The organism is Rhodococcus sp. DMF-1, assembly GCF_021441945.1.
Classification (GTDB): domain Bacteria; phylum Actinomycetota; class Actinomycetes; order Mycobacteriales; family Mycobacteriaceae; genus Rhodococcus; species Rhodococcus ruber.
The window spans coordinates 516,324-533,137 of record NZ_CP090442.1 but is presented as its reverse complement, the minus strand read 5'-3'; the positions used below and the strand labels follow the sequence as shown (position 1 = coordinate 533,137).

19 protein-coding genes are annotated in these 16,814 nt (G+C 72.6%); 9 read left to right on the top strand and 10 right to left on the bottom strand.

Annotation, left to right across the window (positions count from 1 at the left end; translation table 11 throughout):
* The first annotated feature begins 70 nt into the window (after positions 1 to 70).
* Genes LZP97_RS02640 through LZP97_RS02630 form a run of 3 tightly spaced genes read left to right on the top strand, consistent with a single transcriptional unit; the run spans position 71 to position 2,897 of the window.
* A complete protein-coding gene (locus LZP97_RS02640; RefSeq protein ID WP_010592473.1) occupies positions 71 to 613 on the top strand; it encodes a PH domain-containing protein in 543 nt (180 codons plus the stop codon).
* Entirely contained in the window at positions 610 to 2,163 is a 1,554-nt protein-coding gene (locus tag LZP97_RS02635; protein WP_017680212.1) for a PH domain-containing protein, read from the top strand. Before LZP97_RS02640 ends, LZP97_RS02635 begins: the two co-directional genes overlap by 4 nt.
* Entirely contained in the window at positions 2,160 to 2,897 is a 738-nt protein-coding gene (locus LZP97_RS02630; protein ID WP_010592476.1) for a uracil-DNA glycosylase, read from the top strand. Before LZP97_RS02635 ends, LZP97_RS02630 begins: the two co-directional genes overlap by 4 nt.
* Here LZP97_RS02630 and LZP97_RS02625 read toward each other — a convergent pair.
* The 5 genes from LZP97_RS02625 to typA form a co-directional block, all read right to left on the bottom strand.
* Complete coding sequence (locus LZP97_RS02625) at positions 2,860 to 3,297, bottom strand: hypothetical protein (protein WP_048771770.1); 438 nt, start codon at positions 3,295 to 3,297, stop codon at positions 2,860 to 2,862. The two genes, LZP97_RS02630 and LZP97_RS02625, sit on opposite strands and share 38 nt — an antisense overlap.
* Positions 3,298 to 3,349: 52 nt before the next feature.
* Positions 3,350 to 3,508, bottom strand: coding sequence for a hypothetical protein (locus tag LZP97_RS02620; protein WP_006933951.1), 159 nt, complete (start codon positions 3,506 to 3,508; stop codon positions 3,350 to 3,352).
* Between the two features lie 50 nt (positions 3,509 to 3,558).
* Complete coding sequence (gene mshB, locus LZP97_RS02615) at positions 3,559 to 4,446, bottom strand: N-acetyl-1-D-myo-inositol-2-amino-2-deoxy-alpha-D-glucopyranoside deacetylase (protein WP_010592478.1); 888 nt, start codon at positions 4,444 to 4,446, stop codon at positions 3,559 to 3,561.
* Entirely contained in the window at positions 4,443 to 6,290 is a 1,848-nt protein-coding gene (locus tag LZP97_RS02610) for an ABC transporter family substrate-binding protein (protein ID WP_048771772.1), read from the bottom strand. Before LZP97_RS02610 ends, mshB begins: the two co-directional genes overlap by 4 nt.
* Positions 6,291 to 6,374: 84 nt before the next feature.
* Positions 6,375 to 8,261, bottom strand: a complete 1,887-nt coding sequence (gene typA, locus LZP97_RS02605; RefSeq protein ID WP_010592480.1) for a translational GTPase TypA — start codon at positions 8,259 to 8,261, stop codon at positions 6,375 to 6,377.
* A 357-nt stretch (positions 8,262 to 8,618) separates the two neighbouring features.
* On the opposite strand from typA, the gene LZP97_RS02600 reads away from it, so the two are divergent.
* Positions 8,619 to 8,795: a hypothetical protein gene (locus tag LZP97_RS02600; protein WP_003936054.1), complete on the top strand. Its 177-nt coding sequence runs from the start codon at positions 8,619 to 8,621 to the stop codon at positions 8,793 to 8,795.
* A 15-nt stretch (positions 8,796 to 8,810) separates the two neighbouring features.
* Here the strand turns inward: LZP97_RS02600 and LZP97_RS02595 are convergent, their stop codons facing one another.
* Positions 8,811 to 9,215 (bottom strand): (deoxy)nucleoside triphosphate pyrophosphohydrolase, encoded by a 405-nt coding sequence (locus LZP97_RS02595; RefSeq protein WP_048771775.1) that lies wholly within the window; start codon positions 9,213 to 9,215, stop codon positions 8,811 to 8,813.
* 25 nt (positions 9,216 to 9,240) lie between these two features.
* On the opposite strand from LZP97_RS02595, the gene LZP97_RS02590 reads away from it, so the two are divergent.
* Positions 9,241 to 9,528: a 4a-hydroxytetrahydrobiopterin dehydratase gene (locus LZP97_RS02590; protein ID WP_010592482.1), complete on the top strand. Its 288-nt coding sequence runs from the start codon at positions 9,241 to 9,243 to the stop codon at positions 9,526 to 9,528.
* Here the strand turns inward: LZP97_RS02590 and LZP97_RS02585 are convergent.
* On the bottom strand, positions 9,473 to 10,735 hold the full coding sequence (locus LZP97_RS02585; protein WP_048771779.1) for a mannosyltransferase: 1,263 nt from the start codon (positions 10,733 to 10,735) through the stop codon (positions 9,473 to 9,475). The genes LZP97_RS02590 and LZP97_RS02585 overlap by 56 nt on opposite strands.
* Positions 10,736 to 11,065: 330 nt before the next feature.
* Here LZP97_RS02585 and LZP97_RS02580 point away from each other — a divergent pair, with 330 nt between their 5' ends.
* The 3 genes from LZP97_RS02580 (at position 11,066) to LZP97_RS02570 (ending at position 13,916) form a co-directional block, all read left to right on the top strand.
* The gene (locus LZP97_RS02580; protein ID WP_432793863.1) at positions 11,066 to 11,920 is read left to right on the top strand and encodes an Rv1157c family protein; all 855 of its coding nucleotides are present in this window, start codon (positions 11,066 to 11,068) and stop codon (positions 11,918 to 11,920) included.
* 113 nt (positions 11,921 to 12,033) lie between these two features.
* Complete coding sequence (locus LZP97_RS02575; RefSeq protein ID WP_010592485.1) at positions 12,034 to 12,381, top strand: hypothetical protein; 348 nt, start codon at positions 12,034 to 12,036, stop codon at positions 12,379 to 12,381.
* Positions 12,382 to 12,488: 107 nt separating this feature from the next.
* The gene (locus LZP97_RS02570) at positions 12,489 to 13,916 is read left to right on the top strand and encodes an MFS transporter (protein ID WP_017680219.1); all 1,428 of its coding nucleotides are present in this window, start codon (positions 12,489 to 12,491) and stop codon (positions 13,914 to 13,916) included.
* On the opposite strand, the gene LZP97_RS02565 is transcribed toward LZP97_RS02570, so the two are convergent.
* Both LZP97_RS02565 and LZP97_RS02560 read right to left on the bottom strand, forming a co-directional pair.
* A complete protein-coding gene (locus LZP97_RS02565) occupies positions 13,903 to 14,625 on the bottom strand; it encodes a DUF1906 domain-containing protein (protein WP_048771785.1) in 723 nt (240 codons plus the stop codon). The two genes, LZP97_RS02570 and LZP97_RS02565, sit on opposite strands and share 14 nt — an antisense overlap.
* Positions 14,626 to 14,741: 116 nt before the next feature.
* On the bottom strand, positions 14,742 to 15,686 hold the full coding sequence (locus LZP97_RS02560) for a winged helix-turn-helix domain-containing protein (RefSeq protein ID WP_048771788.1): 945 nt from the start codon (positions 15,684 to 15,686) through the stop codon (positions 14,742 to 14,744).
* 157 nt (positions 15,687 to 15,843) lie between these two features.
* Here LZP97_RS02560 and LZP97_RS02555 point away from each other — a divergent pair, with 157 nt between their 5' ends.
* Positions 15,844 to 16,410 (top strand): mismatch-specific DNA-glycosylase, encoded by a 567-nt coding sequence (locus LZP97_RS02555; protein WP_010592491.1) that lies wholly within the window; start codon positions 15,844 to 15,846, stop codon positions 16,408 to 16,410.
* Between the two features lie 19 nt (positions 16,411 to 16,429).
* On the opposite strand, the gene LZP97_RS02550 is transcribed toward LZP97_RS02555, so the two are convergent.
* Entirely contained in the window at positions 16,430 to 16,765 is a 336-nt protein-coding gene (locus tag LZP97_RS02550; RefSeq protein ID WP_026137631.1) for a DUF1330 domain-containing protein, read from the bottom strand.
* Positions 16,766 to 16,814 lie beyond the last annotated feature (49 nt).

The following is a 16,814-nucleotide window of genomic DNA, read 5'->3' as shown; positions in this document are numbered from 1 at the left end:
GCGTTGCCGGGTCTGCTCGCCGATCAGCTTAGCCTGGAACCGACAGGACACCACCGACGAGGAGAACCACGTGACCCGGGACGCTCCCCCGCCCACCGCCGTCGGCGATGCCGCCCCGCCGGCACCGGTGACCATGGCCGACCCGGCGTGGCGTCCCAGCCCGAAAGCGCGGCTGCTGTGGGCGGTGGGCGCGGCACTGCTGTGGGTACCGGTCGTCGCCGCCCAGGTGGTGTGGGCGATCGTCGACTCCGGCCGGTATCCGGGCTGGCACGTCGCCGCCGCCGTGGTCACCGCGGTTCTCGCCGTCGCGCACGTCGGCGTGATGCCGCTGTGGCGGTACCGGGTGCACCGCTGGGAGATCACCGACACCGCGGTGTACACGCGCTCGGGGTGGTTCACCCAGGAGCGCCGGATCGCGCCGATCTCCCGGATCCAGACCGTCGACACGGAGCGTGGGCCGCTCGACCGGTGGCTCGGTCTCGCCACCGTGACCGTCACCACCGCCTCGTCCGCCGGGGCCGTGGCGATCACCGCCCTCGACGTCGGGGTCGCCGACGCCACCGCCGCGCGGCTCACCGCGATCGCCGGCAGCAACCAGGCGGACGCCACGTGAGCGACGTCCCCGTCCCGCCGGCGCGGTCCGACGCCGCCGCCCTCGCCGCCGAGGCCGAGCAGCCGTGGTTGCGGCTCGATCCGCGGATGCTGCTGATCCATCCCGTCGAGGAGGTGCTGCGGTTGCTGCCCGTGCTCGTGGCGTCCGTGGTGCTCGGCAGCAGCAGCGGCAATCACGGCTGGGGCCTGGCGGTGGCGGTGCTGCTGGTGGGGATCGGCGTGCTGCGCTGGTTCACCACGACCTACCGGATCGGGCCGGTGCACGTGGAACTGCGCCGCGGCCTGCTGCAGCGCCAGCTGTTGTCGGTGCCGCGCAGCCGCATCCGGTCGGTGGACGTCGAGCAGCGTCTGCTGCACCGGCTGCTCGGGCTGGCGGTGGTCCGGCTCGGGACCGGGCAGCGCACCGGCGCCGGCCGGGACCGCAACCGGTTCGAGCTGAACGGCCTGGCGATCGGCGCCGTGCCGGCGCTGCGCGACGCCCTGCTCGGCACGCACCCGGGGACGCCGGCCGAGGAGCCCGGGGTGGTCGCACCCGCCGAGACCGAGGTCGCCCGGTTCCGGCCGGGCTGGGTGCGCTACGCCCCGTTCTCGACCACGGGGCTGGTCACCGTCGCGGCGGTGGTGGGACTGGCCTTCCAGTACGGACTCGCCGAGCGGCTCGGCGAGTCGGCCGCCGTCGAGCGTGGGCTGTCGTCGGTCGAGGCCACCGGGCCGTTCGTCGCCGCCGGGTTCGGCCTGCTCGTCCTTGTCGTTGTGGCGAGCCTGGTGGCGTGCGTGCGCTACGTGCTGCTCTATGCGGACCTGTCGGTCACCGACGACGGACGGATGCTGCGCGTGGGGCACGGCCTGCTGCGGCACCGGCACACCACCCTGGATCGGCGCCGTCTGCGCGGGGTGAGCCTGCGCGAGCCGCTGGCGCTGCGCCTGGTCGGCGGGGCCCGGCTCGATGCGGTGATGACCGGTGTCGCCGCCGAGCACGGCGAGTCGTCGTTGCTGCTGCCGCCCGCGCCGTCCGCCGAGGCGCGACGGGTCGCGGCGGCGGTGCTGCGCGACACCCGTCAGCTCGACGCACCGCTGCGTGCGCACGGGCCGGCGGCCCGGCGACGACGGTTCACCCGGGCGCTGCTGCCCGTGGCACTGGCCGTCGCGGCCGCCGCGGCGACGGTCGCGGTCACCGGCCGCACGGTGCCGGTGGCGGCGTGGATACCGGTGGTCGCGGTCGTCGCGACGGGGGCGGTGGGGCTGGCGTGGGATCGCTACCGCAGCCTGGGTCATGCCGTGCTCGGCGCCGGAACGGCGGACGCGCCGGCGTGGTTGATCACCCGCGGGGGCTCACTGGATCGGCGCCGCGTCTCGCTCGAGGCGGACGGCATCATCGGCTGGACGGTGCGGCAGTCGTTCTTCCAGCGCCGCGCGGGAGTGGCGACCGTCGTCGCCGCGACGCCGGCCGGCACGGGCCGCTACGAGGTCGTGGACCTTCCCGCGGAGCAGGCGTGGGCGCTGGTCGAGGCGGTCACACCCGGCGCCGGCGACGCCTGGGTGCGACGATGAACCCGGATATCGGGCGGCCACGCGACCTGGCCACGCTCGACGCCTGCCTGATCGAGTGCCGGGCCTGCCCCCGCCTGGTCGCGTGGCGCGAGCAGGTGGGCCGGGAGAAGCGTGCCGCATTCCGCGACGAGGAGTACTGGGCGCGTCCCGTGCCCGGGTTCGGTCCGGCGGACGCGTCTCTGCTGATCGTCGGCCTCGCGCCGGCCGCGCACGGCGGCAACCGGACCGGGCGGATGTTCACCGGCGACCGCTCGGGCGACTTCCTCTACGCCGCGCTGCACGCGGCGGGCCTGGCGTCGCAGCCCACCGCGACGCACCGCGGCGACGGCCTCGAGCTGTTCGGCACCCGCGTCACGTCGCCGGTGCACTGCGCGCCCCCGGCCAACCGGCCGACGCCGCAGGAACGGGACACGTGCCGTACCTGGCTCGACGCGGAGCTGCAGCTGCTGACGCCGACGCTGCGCTCGATCGTGGTGCTCGGCGGCTTCGGATGGCAGGCGCTGTTCCCGGTGCTCGACGACGCCGGCTGGGTCGTGCCGCGTCCGCGCCCCCGATTCGGGCACGGGGCGGGGGTGGAACTGCTGCCGCGCGGCGACGCCGCGGACCGCGGGCCGTTACACGTGTTCGGGTGCTATCACGTGAGCCAGCAGAACACGTTCACCGGCCGGCTCACCCCGGCCATGCTCACCGCCGTGCTCACGGACGCGGCGCGGGCTGCCGGACTGCACTCGTGAGGGCGGCCATGCGCGCGACGAACAGGTACAACCCGGCGGGGGCCAGGGCACCGACCGGCAGCAGCAGGGTCCGCCAGTCGGCGACGAGGAGCTGATCGCCGCCGGGACCGCCGGCCAGGCACAGGACGAATCCGACGATCCACGCCAGCAGCGGCCACGCCGCGCGCGAGGTGGATCCGGTTTCGGCGCGCATCGCCATCACCAGCAGCACGTTCGCCGCGCCGGCCAGCACGATCGTGATCGGGAACGGCACCGTGCCGATGTACAGGCCGAGGAAGAACACGGACAGCAGCGCGCAGAGGAAGCCGTCGAAGGTCAGCAGGGCGACGATGCCCGTACGCGGCGTCGCCGCCGGGGGCGCGGAGGCCTGCGTGGCGGTGGTGGCGGGATCGACCGTCATGGTTCGATAGTGCGCCACGGGCGCGGGTCCGTGGGCACCGGGTCCCGGCCGATCACGGCACGGGCGGGTAGCCCATGAGCGTGAGCACGTGGCTGGCCTGGTCCGCGAAGCCGTAGAGCGCCTGGTAGTAGGCGGCATTGATCTGGTCCGCGTAGGGACGCAACGAATCGACGAATGCGACGATCTGGTTCTGGACGGACCAGTTGTACATCGAAACCCTCTCGTGTGATCGCGATCACCTTTCCGGTGCTCGTGGTCACACTAACCCAGCCCGGCGAAGAGGTCACGCTCCCGTCCGGGGCCGTCGCCGCGGTCGCCGCGGACCAGTACGTAGTGCTCCTGGTCCAGCACGGGCTGCGCGACGAGGTTGGACAGGGTGAACTGTGCCCCGCCGGGTGCCACGACCACCTGGGTCGCGTGCGCCGCGAGCGCCGCCCGCTTGGCGTCGAGCACGTCGGCGACGTCGACCACGGTGGTGACCTGGTCGTCGGGCACGCTCGGCAGCTCGTCGGGGCCGGGTCGCCGCCACCCGTCGGGCAGGGCGGTCATGTCCTCGATGCCGCGGCGCAGGGCGCTCGCCTCGGTGACGGTCCAGTAGAGCTTCGCCGGGTCCCACGGCGGGCCGGCGTGCGGGTAGGCGTCGGTCCCCGCGGCCTCGACGGCCGCGGTCACGACGTGATGCACCCGGATGTGGTCGGGGTGGCCGTAGCCGCCCACCGGGTCGTAGGTGACCACCACGTGCGGGCGCAGTTCGCGGATCACCGCGACCAGGGCGGCCACCGCCTCGTCCCGGTCGGCGTTCACCCAGGCCCGGGGGTTCGCAGCCGACGGGGTCCCGGCCATCCCGGAATCGCGCCAGTGCCCGGCACCGCCGAGGAAGCGCGGCGCGGGCACGCCGAGGGCGGCCAGCGCCCGGCCGAGCTCGTGGATGCGGTAACCCCCGAGCTGGTCGGCGCGGTCGGCGGTGAGCTGCGCCCATTCGTCCCCGATGACCTCGCCCTCCTCCCCGAGGGTGCACGTCACGACGGTGACCTCGGCGGCCCGAGCGGCGTAGTGCGCGATGGTCCCGCCCGTGGTGATCGATTCGTCGTCAGGGTGGGCGTGCACCAGCAGCAGGCGCCGCGACGCGGGGTCGGTTCGGTCGGTCACGGGGTGGTCCTCCACCAGTTCTGCGCATCGGACAGGGGCCCGGCGGGGATCGCGCCGGTCAGGGTCACGCCCTCGACGCCGGGTCCCGCGGCGATCACGGTGCGGTCCTGCAGGATCGGCAGGGTGACCGCGAGGTCCCACAGCTTCGGCTGCGCGCCGGCCAGGACGGCGGGCACGTCGCCGGCGCCGCGCAGGGCGCCGGCGAGTTCCGGTTCGAGGGCGGGGTCGCACACCCCGGACACGTTGCTCGGTGCGGCGAGCTGCGCCTCGGCGGCTTCGATCTCGTCGTCGGGAACGGTGTCACCCCCGGGAGCGGTGTCGGCGCCGGGCACGGTGCCGCTGTCCGGGGCGGGCGCAGGATCCGGCTCGACCGGGGGGCTCCCCTGCCCGGGAATCGCCGGTGGACAACCGAATCGGGACATCGCGGCCGTGGCGGGGTCGCCGCCGGCGCGGGTCCAGCCGACCACGGCGTGCACGGTTCCCCGGACGAGTGCCTCGCCGTAGAGCTCGTCGGGCGGCAGCGTGGTCACGGTGGCCGCGACGCCGGCTCCGCGCAGCTGGTCCGCCGCGGTGTGGGCGACGGCGTCGGCCACCGGGGAGTTCTCCGGCACGCCCAGCACGAGCGCCAGGGGCGCGTCTCCGTGGGCGAGCAGCCCGGTCGTCGCCGCTTCCGGTACCGGCGTGCGGGTCGCTTCGACCGTCGCCGGGTCGGCCGGTACGTAACCGGCCGCGGCGAGGAGCGCGAGGGACTCCTCGCGGCCCGGCCGCGGCGGCATGCTCGGCGCATATCCGGGGTCGGACGGGGCGAGCACCTGTGCACGGGCCGCGACCACGGCCGATTCCGTGCCGGCCGCGACCGTGGCCAGCAGGTCCGGGTCGAGAAGTCCGAGGACGGCGCGGCGCACGCGCGGATCCGCGAACTCGGTCGTGCGGCCGTTGAGGGTCAGTTCCAGGACGCGGGGCTGGAGTTGAGTGCCGGTGCGCACGTGCGGGATCGCGCCGAGCTGGGCGAGCAGCGCGGAGCCGCCGCCGTGCATCTGCGCGACCTGGGCGTCGCCGGTGCGCATCGACTCGGCGAGCTGTGCGTCGGTTCCGCCGCGCCGCAACAGGATCCGGTCGGGCCGGGCCGGGGTCCCCCAGAACCGGTCGTTGCGTTCGAGCAGGATCTCGCCCCGCCCGCGGTCGACGGACCTGACATGGAACTGCCCACCGGACACCGGGATCGATTCGGCGAGGCTCGTGGCGAATCCACCCGGCGTGTCCTTGACCAGGTGGGCCGGCAGGAGGTGGGTGAACAGTTCCCGCCACGCCGGGTAGGGCTCGCGCAGGGTGACGGTGACGGTCTTGCCGCCGCCGGAGGATCCGACGTCCTCGATGAGGCGGTAGCCCGCGGGATCGACCACGCCGGGCTCGGTGATCATCTGCTGCCACAGGTACCGGAAGTCCTCGGCGGCGATGGGTGCGCTGTCGGACCACTGCGCTTCGTCGCGGACCTGATAGGTGATGGTGAACGGCGCCTGCGAGGTGACGTCGGCCGAGACGAGGACGGACTCGTCGAGCATCCACACGGTGGCACCGGGCCGCGCGGGATCGGGCACGGGCCGGAACGCGCTCGGCAGCACCATCCCGGCAACCGTGTTGCCGACGGGCGACTGGTCGGCGAGCAGGTGCGGATTGAACCCGGCGCCCACGTCGTCGACCGCCACCACGACGGTGTTCAGCTGGGGAACCGGGGCGGGGGTCCGGGTGGGTTCGGTCTGCTCGATCGGCGGCGGCGGATCGGCGGTGCACGCCGACAACCCCAGCACCGCGGCGACGGCGGTGATCCCGGCGAACCTGCGCATCCGGCCTCCCTTCCCTCCGGGATGCGGCGGTGGTCCCGGCCGCACCGGGACCACCCCTGCCGCACTACTCGTCCAGTGCCGCGACTACTTGTTGCGAGCCTTCTCCCGCGAGCGGGCGCGGGCCCGGTCGGTGGCCGAGAGGTGCACCTTGCGGACCCGGAGGATCTCCGGGGTGACCTCGACGCACTCGTCGGAGGCGCAGAACTCCATGGCCTCCTCGAGGCTCAGGGTGATCGGCTTGGCGAGGGTTTCCATCACGTCGGCCGTGGAGGAGCGCATGTTGGTGAGCTTCTTCTCGCGGGTGACGTTGATGTCGAGGTCTTCGGCGCGCGGGTTGATGCCCACGACGTGGCCCTCGTAGGTGTCGCTGCCCGGCTCCACGAAGAAGGTGCCGCGGTCGCCGAGCTGGATCATCGCGAACGGCGTGACCGAGCCCGAGCGGTCGGAGACCAGCGAGCCGGTATGCCGTGCGCGGATCTCGCCGGCCCACGGGGCGTAGCCGTGGAAGACGGCGTTGGCGATGCCCGTGCCGCGGGTCTCGGTGAGGAAGTCGGTGCGGAACCCGATGAGGCCGCGCGACGGGACGATGAACTCCATGCGCACCCACCCGGCGGCGTGGTTGGACATCTGCACCATCTTGCCCTTGCGGGCCGCGAGCAGCTGGGTGATCGCGCCGAGGTGTTCCTCGGGGCTGTCGATGGTGAGCTCCTCGTACGGCTCGTGCACCTTGCCGTCGACCTGCCGGGTGACCACCTGCGGCTTGCCGACGGTGAGCTCGAAGCCCTCGCGGCGCATCTGCTCGACGAGGATGGCCAGCGCCAGCTCGCCGCGGCCCTGCACCTCCCACGCGTCGGGGCGGCCGATGTCGAGCACGCGCAACGACACGTTGCCGACCAGCTCCGAGTCCAGCCGGGACTTGACCATGCGCGCGGTCAGCTTGTGACCCTGCACGCGGCCGACGAGCGGCGACGTGTTGGTGCCGATGACCACCGAGATGGCCGGCTCGTCGACCGTGATGCGCGGCAGCGCGACCGGGTTGTCCACATCGGCGAGGGTGTCGCCGATCATGATGTCCGGGATGCCGGCGACGGCGACGATGTCGCCGGCGACGGCGACGTCACCGGGCCGGCGCTCGACACCGATGGTCTGGAGCAGCTCGGTGATCTTCACGTTCTTCACGCCGTCGGCGTGCATCCACGCGACGGTCTGGCCCTTGCGCAGTTCGCCGTTGTGGATGCGCAGCAGCGCCAGGCGGCCGAGGAACTCGGAGGCGTCGAGGTTGGTGACGTGCGCCTGCAAGGATGCGGCCGGATCGCCCTTGGGGGCGGGGATGTATTTCATGAGCACGTCGAACAGCGCGTCGAGATTCTCGGCGGACGGCGCCTGTCCGTTCTCGGGCTGTTCGGTCGACGCCTTGCCCTCGCGGCCGGAGGCGTACAGGACCGGCAGGTCGAGCAGCTGCTCGGCGGCCTCGGAAGCCTCGTCGTCGAGGTCGGAGGCGAGGTCGAGCAGCAGGTCGTGGGTCTCCTCGACGACCTCGGCGATGCGGGCGTCGGGACGGTCGGTCTTGTTGACCACGAGCAGCACCGGCAACGACGCGGAGAGCGCCTTGCGCAGCACGAAACGGGTCTGGGGCAGCGGGCCCTCGGACGCATCGACGAGCAGGACCACGCCGTCGACCATGGACAGCCCGCGCTCGACCTCGCCACCGAAGTCGGCGTGACCGGGGGTGTCGATCACGTTGATGACGGTGACGGTGCCGTCGGGGTTGTGCCGGTGCACAGCGGTGTTCTTCGCGAGAATCGTGATGCCCTTCTCGCGCTCGAGGTCACCGGAGTCCATGACCCGGTCGACGAGTTCCGCGCGCTCGGCGAAGGCGCCCGATTGGCGCAGCATGGCGTCGACGAGGGTGGTCTTTCCGTGGTCGACGTGCGCGACGATGGCGACGTTGCGGAAACTGGCGGTGCTCACGCGATGGCTCTCCTGGCTGTTGTCCGGCCACACGGCACTGGACCCAGACGGCACCTCGCCCGTACGGCGTTCTTGCGGTGGCCGCGTCGCGAATGCGAGTCACCTGTTCGCGGCCGTGAACGGCCCGCACAGGCACTGCGGCCTCCAATACAGTACAGGCCGGTCCCGGTGCTCCGCGCGCGCCGACGCCGGATTCACCAGCTCGCGACGCAGAGCGTGACGTTCGCCACGTCGCCCCGCGCCGGCCGGCGCACCCTGCATTCGTCGGCGCACCCTGTATTCGGCGGCCCGGCCATCCAGGTAAGGGCATGCTAACCTTTGGTCCGGAACCCCACCGACGAAAGGCCGGCGACCCGGATGGGCAAGGTGAAGGCGAGCAAGGTCGCGCAGCTCGAGCCCAAGAAGAAGTGCTGCCGCAAGAAGACCCGCTGTGTGCGCTGCCCGGTGGTGGTCATGCGGATGAAGAGACTCGAGCACGAGGGACTGGGCAAGAAGGAGCTCGCGAAGCGCCTGAAGAAGGCCCGCGCCGCCTGACCGGCCGCACCACCGTCAGCCCCGGAGTCGGGCGCGCAGCTCCGGTAGCCACACCCGGTCGTTGGGCACCAGGTCGATCCGTTCCAGCTCGTCGGCGTCCACCCAGCGCAGGGCCGCGTGCTCGAGCGGCCGCGGCTCCCCCGAGACCAGCTCCACGCGGTAGGCGCGCAGCACCCGGCCCCCGCCCAGCGGCACTCCGGCCCCGACGCGCTGCGCCCCGGCGACCTCCACGCCCAGCTCCTCCCGCAGCTCCCGGCGCAGTGCCGCCTCGGCGGACTCCCCCGGCTCCGCCTTGCCGCCGGGCAGCTCCCACAACCCCGCCAGCTCCGGGGGGCCGACCCGCTGCGCCAGCAACAGCCGGCCGTCGCGGAAGATCGCCCCGGCCACCACCTCGTCCGCCCGGCCCGTCGTTGCACTCATGTGCGGCATCGTCCCAGAATGAGACATGGCCGAGTTGCTCTCCGACGCCGACATCGAGGCCGCCCTCGTCGACCTCCCCGCGTGGCAGCGGGACGGGAACGCGATCGTGCGCACCGTCGAGTCCCCCTCGTTCCCCGAGGCCGTCGCGCTGGTGGACCGGGTGGCCGAGGCCGCCGAGGCGGCGAACCACCATCCCGACATCGACATCCGCTGGCGGAAGGTGACGTACTCGCTGTCCACCCATTCCGCCGGCGGGATCACCGCGTCGGACGTGGAACTGGCCCGGACGATCGACGCGCTGGTCCACGGCTGACGGATACGGCCGGAGCGGGGTGCCGCGCCGGGATGCGCCGGGCGAGGATCGTCCACACGTACACCGCGAGCACCCCGAGCACGTTGCACGCACCGGCCCAGGCGAGCACCGCGGGCCGCGAGATGTCCCACATCGAGTCCTGCGCCAGTCCCAGCAGCCACGGCACCCCGACGACGGTGAGCACCGCCCAGACTCCGGCCAGGACGCGCGCCCCCCGCCGGTCCGCGAGCGGGCCGTAGACCAGCCACACCAGCATCGGCAGTACCCATACCCAGTGGTGCATCCAGGAGATCGGCGACACCAGCAGCCCGAAGAGTTCGACGACGACGACGGTGCCGAGGCGATCGTCCGGGCCGAGGGCACGCCAGGCCGTGAAGGCCAGCGCCGCCGAGACCGCGACGGCCGCCAGCCACAGCGGCCCGGTGCCGACGTCGTGCCCCACGATGCGGCTCAGCGCGCCGCGCAGCGACTGGTTCCAGACCGACCCCACCGGTCCGATCCGCTCGGCGTCGCCGAACAACGTCGTGAAGTAGGTCCGTGCCTGCTCGCCGAGCGCCAGCCAGCTGACGGCGACGGTGACGACGAAGACCGCCGCGGAGAAGAACGCCGCCGACCACCGCCGTCGCGCCACGAGGTACAGACCGGCGACCGCCGGGGTCAGCTTGATGCCGGCGAGCACCCCGACCAGTCCGCCCGAGAGCCACCAGCGGTTGCTGCGGACCGCGACCATCACCCCGAAGGCCAGGAACACGTTGACCTGCCCGTAGTCGAGGGTCGTGCGGATGGGCTCGGTCCAGATACCGACCGCCGTCCATCCGAGCGCGACCGCCGTCCAGTGGGCGCTGTGGGCCGCGGGACCGAACAGCAGCTCGAGGCAGATGCGCAGGATGCCGAACAGGGCGGCGACGGTCAGCAGCTGCCACAGCACTCCGACCACGGGGAAGGGCAGGTAGTGCAGGGGGAAGAAGACCAGGGCCGCGAACGGCGGGTAGGTGAAGGGCAGGGAGAACTCGGGCGTGTCCCGGGTGTAGGTGAAGTCGTACAGCTCCCCGCGCAACAGCGCCGCGGACCCGTCGACGTACACGTGCAGATCCACGAGATTCATGCCGTTGGGGGTGAGGAAGTTCCACGCCAGGCGCACCCCGACGGACACGGCCAGCAGGGCCGCGCACCACCACAGTCGATGCGGGCGAACCGGATCGGACACTGCGGCGCGGCCTCCCGTCGTCACGTCGCCCCGGGGAAGGACCGGGGACTGATGCAGACTATCCGGTCCACGACGGCGGGCCGAACACGATACTCACATCAGTAACAGTTTCATCTACTCTCACAAAAACCACATGCGTCACACGTAGTCTCGAGCGGACACCACTGATCGGAACACGTTATGGCTAGACTCCCGCGAATACAGGCGGCGGCTGTGAGACCGGCCACGGCTTGTACTGATCGGGGGGCCTACATAAAGTGTCTCCCCGAGCCGTCAGCGGCATCGGAGCCCCTCGCTCCGGCGCCGCTTCAACGACAAGGATGGGGAAAAGTGCTTCGAACCCGAGCAACGCGCAGGATGATCACCGCCTGCGCTCTCGCCGCCGCCGCGGCGCTCACCGTGCCCTCGCAGGCGGTCGCGCAACCCGTCGTTCCGGGCCTCCCCGACACGCTTCAGCTGCCGGTCGAGCTCGCGGGCTACCCGCTGCCGGCGGACCTGACGATCGAGTCCCTCATGGGGATGCTGAGCACCCAGGCCGCCGCACCCGAAGAGGTCGAGGCCCTCGCTTCCCTCGCCCCCGCCATCGTCGGCGCGGCAGCCGGGCCGACGGACGTCGCCGACGGCCGGAACCAGCTGCTCGACCAGGCGAAGGAGCTGCTCGCGAACTCGCAGCTGCCCGACTCCGTCAAGGCCCTGCTCCAGCGCGTGATCACCTTCCTCGACGGCAGCGGCGGTGGCGGTCCCGACCTCCCCGACCCGAACGCCGTGCCGATCTCGCAGTTCCTGTACCCGAGCATCGGCAAGGACTGCATCCGCGACGGCGGCGACTCCATCGGCACCGCACTCGCCGTCGCCGGTCCCGCACCGCTCCCGCCGCCGGGCCCGAAGGCCGGCCAGGCCGGGTTCGTGTTCACCGCGCTGGGAACCGCCAAGTTCGCCGCGCAGCAGGCCCAGCCGCTGACGGTGAGCTGGATCAACGTCTCCAACGGCCGCAGCGGCACCGCGACGCTCACCGACGAGGCCCGGATCAACCCCGACGGCCCGACGACGCTCAGCGCGATCGCGGACACCGGCTCCGGCAACGTGGCCGCGGTGATCTCCGGTGGCATCACCACGCAGGCCGAGGGCGCGGCCCCGCGCTCGTGCACCTTCCTGCCGACGATCGGGCTCGTCACGGTCGCCTGATCGATCGTCCGCACCTTGGCCGAGGCCGCCGGGATCGTCCCGGCGGCCTCGGTCGTCCGCACGCTCGTCGTCCGCACGCTTCCCGCGCCGCCCGCTGCGTGGTAGACCGGGACATGGCCGAAACACCCCTCGGGCACACCGTTTCCCGATCGCTGCGCTCCCGCCGCTCCCACCGGTCGATCCTCTCCCTCCGTTCCGAGGGCTCGATCCTGTCCATCGGCTCGGCGTACTCGATCCTGTCCGTCGGCAGCGTCGGGTCGGTGCTGTCGGTCGGTTCGGTGGGGTCGTTCGGTTCGGCCCTGTCGTCGCTGTCGTTCGCCAGCCTCGGCTCGGCGCTGTCGGGACTGTCCCGCTGGTCGCTGCTGTCGTGGCGCGGCGTCCACGACGCCCCCGAGGACCCGCACCCCACGCTCGTCGTCACCGCCGCCGAACCCGACCCCGCCGCGCACTGCCAGAGTTGACCGGGCAGGCGCTGTCCCGTTGAACGGGCCCGTTCTCCCGCGCCGCCGCCACACCTGGTAGATGTCGTACGTCCGGTCGTCGTCGCGGCCCGGCTTCGAGGAGGCGCATGGCGGTCGAGACCCGGATCCCGTCGGTCGGCGAACGTCCGGCACCCCGTGGCCTCGTCGCTGTGCTCTCCCTCTGCGGCATCGTCGTCGCCCTGATGCACACCCTCGTCGTCCCGCTGCTGCCCCAACTGCCGCATCTGCTGGGAACCTCGGTGGAGAGCGCCTCGTGGGCCGTCACCGCCACCCTGCTCGCCTCCGCCGTGATCACCCCGGTCAGCGGCCGGCTCGGCGACATGTTCGGCAAACGCCGGATGCTGCTCGTGTGCCTCGGCACGCTCGTCGTCGGCTCCGCGGTCTGCGCGCTGTCCACCACGCTGTGGCCGATGATCACCGGCCGCGCCCTGCAGGGCGCCGCGAGCGGAGCGATCCCGCTCGGCATCGCGATCCTGCGCGACGAACTGCGCCCGCGCAGACTGCCGGGAGCGATGGCGACCATCAGCGCGACGATGGGAGTCGGCGGAGCCGTCGGCTTCCCCGTCGCCGCGGCCGTCGCGCAGATCGCCCACTGGCACACCCTGTTCTGGTTCTGCGGACTGGTCGGAGTGCTCGCCGCCGCCCTCGTGCTGTGGGTGGTTCCCGAATCCCCCCGGGCGGATCCCGGACGTTTCGACCTGCTCGGTGCGATCGGGCTCGCGGTGGCACTGACGCTGTTCCTCCTCCCCGTGACCAAGGGCAGCACCTGGGGCTGGACGGCGCCCGCGACGCTCGCGATGTTCGCCGGCGCCGCCGCCACCGCCGTCGCCTGGGGCCGGTACGAACTCCGACGGCCGCGACCGCTGGTCGATCTGCGCGTGTCGGGGCGACGTCCGGTGTTGTTCACCAATCTGGCGTCGGTCGCGGTCGGTTTCGCGCTCTACAGCAACAGCCTCGCCTTCCCGCAGTTGTTGATGGCACCGGTCGTCACGGGCTACGGGTTCGGGTTGTCCATGGTCGCGACGGGCCTGGTGCTCGCGCCGAGCGGTCTGGTCATGATGGCGCTGTCGCCGGTGTCGGCGCGGATCACGACGCGGTACGGACCCCGGACGACCCTCGCCGCGGGCGCGGTCGTCGTCTGCCTCGGTTACCTCCTGGCCTACGTCGCCTGCTCGGAGATCTGGCACATCGTGGTCGCCGCCATGATCATCGGTGCCGGTATCGGCCTGGCCTACGCCGCGATGCCGGCGCTGATCATGACCGCGGTGCCGCTGTCGGAGACCGCGGCCGCCAACAGTCTCAACGCGCTCATGCGCTCGGTGGGGACCTCCTCGTCCGCGGCGGTCGTGAGCGTCCTGCTCGCAGCGGACACCCTGAACGTCGGCACCGCCACCGTCCCCGCCCTGGACGCCTTCCGCGCCACGTTCCTGGTGGCGGCCCTGGCCGCCGTCGTGGGCCTGGCCCTGACGGTGGCCGTGCCGCGGTCACGACCCGGCGGCCTCACCCGGCGGTGAGGGACCACTGCCCGTAGTCGGTGCTGAACACGTTGTTGACGTCGATGCCGATACCGTCGATCGTGCCGCCGCCCACCTGGTGCAGGTCGGCCGCGGGATGCACGTAGCCCTCGGCCGTGCCCCAGTCGTGCTGCCAGTAGAACGATCCCAGCCCGGCGTCGCGCGCCCAGGAGATGGTCGGCGCGTTGGCGTACACGCCGGTGTTCCCGGCGCCGAGCACGTCGTGCCAGCCCTGCAGGTACGGCGCGATGAGGTCGGCGAACTGCTGCTCGGACGGGTTGTCGTCGATCGAGGCGTAGATCGGCCGGTCCGCCGGGCCCCCGGCCGCCCGGTGCAGCTCGAGGCCGCGCGTCGCGTGCCGGACCCCGGCGTCGTATCCACCGAGCCAGTCCGCCGTGTCGGCCTTGCCGAACTGGTAGCACGAGACGACCTCGAGATCGCCGGCGACGAGCGCGGCGGCCTCCGACTCGGTCAGCGGCTTGGCCAGCATCCATTCGGCGCCCGGCCGCCGGTCCGAGACGTACCGGATGGCCCCGATGTGCCCGGCGGCACGGATCGACGACGGCGACGGCACCGCCGCCGAGTAGTCGACGATCGTGCCGAGCACCTCCCGGCCGCGCGCCACCCCGGGGGCGGCGACGGCCGAGATCCAGGCCGCGCACGAGCCGACGGCCGCATATCGCAACAGTTCCCGACGTGAAACGGCCATCGAACCTCGCTTGGACGAGCGTGCACGGAGGACAGGGTGTCGAGCCTCCGGTATTGCATCACACTCCCGGGTCCCGCGGGGGCACATCGGGATTCGCGGCCCGACGACGGGCGGGGCTAGCGGCCGCCGAGCTCGGCGAAGAAGGCCGGAACCAGAGCCACGTCCTCGACGGTGCGCACCGTGGTGTGGACCCCGAGACCGTGCTCCTTGAGCAGATCGCACAGCCCGTCGCCGTCGACGAGTTCGATGGGGGGCGCGCCGAGCCGGTGCGCCTCGGAGCGGGCGTCGTCGCCGAACGTGCCGGTGGTGACGAGCAGGCCCTTCTCACCGCGACCGGCCATCGCGGCGCGGAACTCGCGCACCACGTCCGCGCCCGCCCGCTCGGGGCCGCGCAGGAACCGGAAGAACACCGAGAAGCCGAGCAGCGACACCCGCAGCACGCCGGTGCCCTCCACGTCCACGTCGTTGTCGGAGCCGGTGTCGAGATGGCCGCCGTGCGGCGGGACGGAGACGGTGGTGAATCCGGCGGCGCGGAGCACCGCGACGGCGAGCCGCTCGAACCCCTCGTCGGGGAGCTCGGCGACGGCGGCGAGCACGGGTTCGCGCCACAGCTCGGGATCCTCGGGGGCCGCCGTGAGAGGCACCACCTGCGCCCGCGACGACGCGTTGCGCACGAGTCGTTTGCGTCGCTTCTCCGCGGTGTAGGCCACCTGGAGCGGCTTGATCTCCGATTCCTGCACCGCGCGACCGCGGTCCGTGACGCTCCACACCCCGCGCCGGGTGTTGGCCAGCAGACCCATGCCCTTGAGATAGGTACGCGCCCAGCCGATCCGGTACTCGATCTCGGTGACCGGGCCGTCACCGTGCAGTACGGACCGCGCGGCCTCGGACAGACGCTCGCGCGCGACGACGGCCTTCTCGAGTTCCTCGATCGAAGCCGAGCCGCCGAGCCCGATCAGCGCCTGCAGGGTGGGCCACAGCAGATCCGTGTACGGCGGTAGCGCCACCTCGCGGCCGGACGGGTCTTCGACGGGGTTACCGATCACGTTCCGGCGCTGCACACCTTCCCCTATCGTTTCGGCCCTGCTCGCCGCGGCTGTCCGGTCCCGCCACGACGCGCATTTCACCCTAGCCGATGACCGCGGAAGCGAGGGCGGCCGCACTCCTCGTGTCCGGCGAGGCCGGACCGGGACGGCGCCGCTCGCTACCGTGGGACGGATGGGATTCACGCGCGCCGAACTCGAACGCTGCCGTGACGCGGTGGTGCCCGACCTGATCGGGCCGGGCTGCCGGCTGCTGTTCGTGGGCATCAATCCGGGACTGTGGACGGCCGCGACGGGTGCGCACTTCGCCCGGCCCGGGAACCGCTTCTACCCGGCCCTGCTGCGGGCCGGCATCCTGCTCCGGCCCGTCGACCCCACCTCCGGGATGAGCGAGGACGACAAGGCGCACCTGCTCGAGCGCGGCGTCGGGATCACCAATCTCGCCCCCCGCGCCACCGCCCGCGCGGACGAACTCACGGCAGACGAGCTGCGGACCGGGGCCGCGCGACTGGCCGGGGTGGTGGCGCAGCACCGGCCGCGGGTGGTGGCCGTCGCCGGCATCACGGCGTACCGGTCGGCGTTCGGGCAGCGCAAGGCGGCCGCGGGGTTGCAGGAGGCGACGATCGGCGGGGTGCCGATATGGGTGGTGCCGAATCCGAGTGGCCTCAACGCCCACGAGACGGTCGACACCCTCGCCGAGGCGTATGCGGCGCCGGCCCGCGCGGCCGGGATCCTGCCCTGAGCCGGTAGGTCCGGGCCGCTCAGCGGTGCCCCACCTTGGTGAGATAGTCGCGCGCCCGGTAGCCCGGCGGGACACCCTCGACGAGGATGGCCGAACTGTCGGAGTGCTCGGTGCGCAGCGGCAGGATCTCCTGGTAGGCCGGCGACCGGTACCAGGCGCGGGCCTGCTCGATGTCGGGGAACTCGACGATCACGACGTGGCCGGGCCAGGGTCCCTCGTGGACCTCGGGTTCGACGCCGTGGACGAGGAACCTGCCCCCGTACGGCGTGAAGGTGTCGTCGATCTCCTCGATGTAGCGGACGATCTCGGGGCCGAAGTCGACGGAGCGCAGATGGGCGATCGCGTAGGCAGTCATGGGGTCCTCCGGGTCGGTCGGGTGCGACGGTGTGCCGCACACCGACGAG